The organism is Methylobacterium sp. WL119, assembly GCF_008039875.1.
GTDB lineage: Bacteria > Pseudomonadota > Alphaproteobacteria > Rhizobiales > Beijerinckiaceae > Methylobacterium.
In genome coordinates this window covers 1-4,462 of the sequence record NZ_VRUU01000182.1, presented here as the reverse complement: position 1 = coordinate 4,462, position 4,462 = coordinate 1, and the positions used below count along the sequence as shown (strand labels likewise).

5 protein-coding genes are annotated in these 4,462 nt (G+C 70.1%); 3 read left to right on the top strand and 2 right to left on the bottom strand.

Annotation, left to right across the window (positions count from 1 at the left end):
- The coding region (locus tag FV227_RS29565) for a hypothetical protein (protein ID WP_210246750.1) at positions 1–217 on the bottom strand (217 nt) is incomplete at its 3' end.
- A 453-nt stretch (positions 218–670) separates the two neighbouring features.
- On the opposite strand from FV227_RS29565, the gene FV227_RS27910 reads away from it, so the two are divergent.
- The 3 genes from FV227_RS27910 to FV227_RS27900 are packed head-to-tail and all read left to right on the top strand — an operon-like array spanning position 671 to position 3,843.
- Complete coding sequence (locus FV227_RS27910) at positions 671–964, top strand: hypothetical protein (RefSeq protein WP_147725363.1); 294 nt, start codon at positions 671–673, stop codon at positions 962–964.
- 30 nt (positions 965–994) lie between these two features.
- Positions 995–1,249: a hypothetical protein gene (locus FV227_RS27905; protein ID WP_243933075.1), complete on the top strand. Its 255-nt coding sequence runs from the start codon at positions 995–997 to the stop codon at positions 1,247–1,249.
- A 38-nt stretch (positions 1,250–1,287) separates the two neighbouring features.
- Positions 1,288–3,843 (top strand): CheR family methyltransferase, encoded by a 2,556-nt coding sequence (locus FV227_RS27900; protein ID WP_147860414.1) that lies wholly within the window; start codon positions 1,288–1,290, stop codon positions 3,841–3,843.
- A 257-nt stretch (positions 3,844–4,100) separates the two neighbouring features.
- Here the strand turns inward: FV227_RS27900 and FV227_RS27895 are convergent, their stop codons facing one another.
- Positions 4,101–4,280, bottom strand: coding sequence for a NepR family anti-sigma factor (locus FV227_RS27895; RefSeq protein ID WP_147725361.1), 180 nt, complete (start codon positions 4,278–4,280; stop codon positions 4,101–4,103).
- Positions 4,281–4,462 lie beyond the last annotated feature (182 nt).

Sequence of the window (4,462 nt, the reverse complement as noted above, 5' to 3'; positions counted from 1 at the left end):
GGCAGCCGCCGAAGAAGGTCTCGGTCAGGCTCTCGGCCTCCGCGACGATCAGGGAGTCCGGCTTGACGATTTCGTTCATGTTTCCTCCACCGTCGGGCGTCCGGCCTTCTTGGCGTTCCGGATGGCGTGCCCGATTCACGCCTAAGGTGCACGAAACTGCAAACCATTCCAAATTCCGGGCGGGCGGAAGGGCCGGATCCGGTGCGATCCCTGGCACCGGCCGTTTCGTCGCGGCCGCGCCGAGCCCGCGTGCCGGCCGGCCACGGTTCCGATGTCGGCTCGGGTCGTACGGCTCCGGGAGGCCGCCGCCGATGAAGGGCGCCCGGTGGACCTGACGCGCGCGCGCAGGTCCACCGGAAGCGGACGTCGCCGTCGCGCCCGCGCACGACCCATGGCAAGGCCGGACGGTCCGCTTCCGGGCCGCGCATGGAGCGACGACTTGGGAACGCGGGACTTGTACTTGCGTCTGCTCGATGGATGCGAAAGCCGACCTGCCCCGCATGCTGACGTTCGGTCCTCCCGATCGCCCTCGAACGCAATCGTCGGATTGCCACATCTATAAATTGCGTGCACGTTCCGATCTGCCGCACGGAAGTCGTCCATGTGCGGGCATGGGACGGAAACCGGAGCGCCGATGATAGACCGCTCACGAGCAGATCGGTGCCTTGAGGTGGCCCGTGAGCTGCGCGCCATGGCCGAGGAGACGCGGCGGACGCTCCAGGCCTCGCGCGCGCTCGTCCTACGCTCCCGGGAGCAGACCGCTGCGGGGCCTCTCGCATCCTGCATGGACGACGCCCCCGGCCCGTCGAACCAATTGGTGGCGTCCCTCATCGAGGCCTACGAGGCCGCGGAAGACGACCCCGACACCCAGACCCGCCTGCTCCTCGGTCACGTGCTCCATCATGTCGGGCGTCGCATCGCCGGCGTGATGGGACCGCGCGTGGCCGGGATCGCCGTGCATTGATCGCCGCGGCGCGGGGATCAGCGGACGGTCATGATGAACGGTGACGACCTGCAGGACGACGACCCCGGTGCGCTGGTCCGCATCGCCCGGTCGCTGGGCGTTCCGGTGGCGACCTTCCTGACCGCCGACCCGGCTCGGGCACCGGACACCGAAACCGCCGTGGCGGGCCTGGATCATCTCCCCGAAGTGGTGGCGCTGCTGCGGCTGTTCGTGCGGCTGAAGAGCCCCGAGGCCCGGGCCCGCTGCCTCGCCTACGTCGTGCAGGAGGCCACGCACGACAGCTGATCCGCACGGCCGTCCTCGACATCGGGCGAGAACGCAGGATGCTGGGACCCGACGAACGGCATTGCATCGATCCGAAGGCTCAGAACATCGTGATGGACCACGACCACTTTCCGATCGTCGGCATCGGCGCGTCCGCGGGCGGCATCGAAGCGATGCAGGGCTTCTTCCGCGGGGTGCCGGAGACGCTCGGGGCAGCCTTCGTCATCGTCACGCATCTCAGCCGGGACCACAAGAGCCTGCTCCCGGACGTCCTGGCCCGGTTCACGCCGCTGGAGGTCGAGACCGCCACCGACGGCGCGCCGGTCCGACCGGGCCGCATCTACGTCATGCCGGGCGGTTTCGTCATGGGCATCGTGGACGGCCGGCTGACGTTGAGGCCGCTCGAGCCGAAGGTCCGCGAGACCAAGCCGGTCGACATCTTCCTGACGGCCCTGGCCCTCGACCAGGGCGAGCGCGCGGTCGGCGTGATCCTGTCCGGCGGCGACGGGGACGGCGCCATCGGCATCAAGGCGATCAAGGAGCACGGCGGCCTGACCTTGGCCCAGACCCTGGACGGCTTCGGGCCCGAGACCCCCGACATGCCGCTCAGCTCGCTGCGGACCGGCTTCGTCGATTTCGGCGAGCCGGCCGAACGGATGGGCGACCGGATCGCCGCGCACAGCACCGCCGCGCGGGAGGCCCAGGCCGACCCGGCCGCGCAGGAGCTCGACGCCGAGCTGCTTGCTGAGATCTTCGTCATCCTCCGCTCGCAGGTCGGGCACGACTTCTCGGGCTACAAGCCCAACACCTTCGTGCGTCGCATGCAGCGGCGCATCGGCGTGGTCGGGGCGGCCGGGCCGGACGCCTACCTCAAGCGGCTGCGTGCCGACCCGGCGGAAGTCGGGGCGCTGTTCCGGGATCTGCTGATCGGCGTGACGAACTTCTTCCGCGACGCCGCCGCCTTCGAGGCGCTCGCCGCCCACGTCATCCCGAAGCTTCTCGATGCGCGCGCGGCGACCGAGATCGTGCGGGTCTGGGTGCCGGCCTGCTCGACCGGCGAGGAGGTCTACTCCCTGGCCATCCTCCTGCGCGAGCACATGCTCACCCTGGCGGATCCGCCGCGCGTGCAGATCTTCGCCACCGACATCGACGAGCGCTCGCTCACGGTCGCCCGGACCGGCCTCTACCCGAGGACCTACCTGTCCGCCGTCTCGCCCGAGCGGGTCGCGCAGCACTTCGTCGTCGAGGGCGACAGCGCGGTGGTCAAGAAGGCCGTGCGCGACCTGTGCACCTTCGCCCCGCACAGCGTGTTGCGCGACCCGCCGTTCTCGCGCCTCGATCTCGTCTCGTGCCGAAACCTGCTGATCTACCTCGGCGTCGATGCCCAGCAGCAGCTGATGCCGGTGCTGCACTACGCCCTGCGCCCGCGCGGCTACCTGTTCATCGGCATGGCCGAGAACGTGACGCGCTTCGAGGACCTGTTCGAGACGATCGACAAGCGGCACCGCATCTTCCAGGCGCGGGACGCGATCCCGCCGGCCCGGCTGCCGCCGATGTCCGGGCCGGACACGGCGGTCTTCGTGGGGACCGGCCATCCGCACCGGCGCAACGTGAAGACGCACGCGGCCCTGCGGCACACGGTCGAGACGCTGATGCTGTCCGAGTTCACGCCCCCCCACGCGGTCGTGACGCGGACGGGCGAGGCCGTGCATTACTCGTCGCGGATCGGCGATCATCTGGAGGTCGTGCCTGGCCAGCCGACCCGGGAGCTGGCCGCGATGGCGCGCAAGGGCCTGCGGCTGGATCTCCGGACGGCCCTGCGCGAGGCGATCGAGGGCAACACCCGGGTCGTGCGCGACAGCATCGGCGTCGAGCTTCCGGACGGGCGCCTGCAGACGATCACCCTGGTCGTCAAGCCGCTCCACACGCCGAGCGAGACGGAGCCGCTGTTCCTGGTGGTGTTCGACGAGGCCGCCGCCCCCGTCGAGAAGGAGCGGCGGCAGGCTCTGGAAGCCGACGATCGGGACGCGGCGATCCACGGCCTGGAGCGCGAGCTGAGCAGCACGCGCGAGCGGCTCCAATCCGTGATCGAGGAGTACGAGACCTCCCTCGAGGAGCTCAAATCCTCGAACGAGGAGCTGTACTCCGTCAACGAGGAGATGCAGGCCGCCAACGAGGAGCTCGAGGCCGCGAAGGAGGAGACGCAGTCTCTGAACGAAGAGCTTCAGACGATGAACGTCGAGCTGACGTCGAAGATCGAGGCGATCGATCAGCTGAGCGACGACCAGGCCACGCTGTTCGAGGGCATGAACGTCGCCAGCGTGCTCCTCACGCCGGATCTCCACATCCGCATGTTCACCCGTGCCGCGGCGCAGATCTTCGGCTTGCAGCCGAGCGACGTCGGCCGGTCCCTGCGCAACTTCTCGGCGCCGATCGCCCTGACGTGGCTGTCGGACGAGATCCCGACGGTGCTGGCGACGCGCCGGCCCTCCGAGCGGACGATCGAGGGCGCGGACGGCGCCCGCTACCACGTCCGGTTGATGGCCTCGTCCCGGAAGGGCAGCCGGGCGCCCGGCATCGTCGCGAACTTCACGAATCTGCGCGAGCCGGGGTGACCGACCGTCTTGCCCTGCGCGCCCGCGACCCTTGCCCTGCGCGCCCGGGACCTCGGCGACGCCCGCACCGGTGCCCGTGCGCGGGCACCGGCCGTCGGCACGGCTTTGCGGAGCATGGCGCCTTCCGGCTCATGAGCGCGCGGATCGCGGCGCCGGCCCAGGCCAATGGTCGAACGGCAGCTTTTCGGCCGCTCGCCACCCCCAGGCGACCCCCGGAAACCGAGCCGCAGAGCGAAGACCCTCGCGCCGAGGCTTCCTCAGCCCTTCGGGCGGTCCAGCTGCGCGATCAGCGCTTCGAGGCGCTCGCTCACCGGGGCGGAGAGGGTGTCGGCGTAGAGGTTGCGCAGGTTTTGGCCGAGGTGGCGGCGCACGCTCGGGTTCAGCGGCGGCTGGGTCTGGGGCGTCTCGCCCGGCCGGGACGTCTGCGGCTTCGCCATGACCACCGGACCCTCACGCCATTCCGACATCCCGGCAGAATGGCAAAGCTTGGTTAAGGCCTCGTCACCGGCAGGCCGCAGATGTCGCGGAATCGGAACCGTGCGCGGCGGGGGATTGTTGGCCGGTTGAGATCCCGTCGATTCCCCGATCCAGAACCCCGGACCCCGCGCGTGCTCCTCCC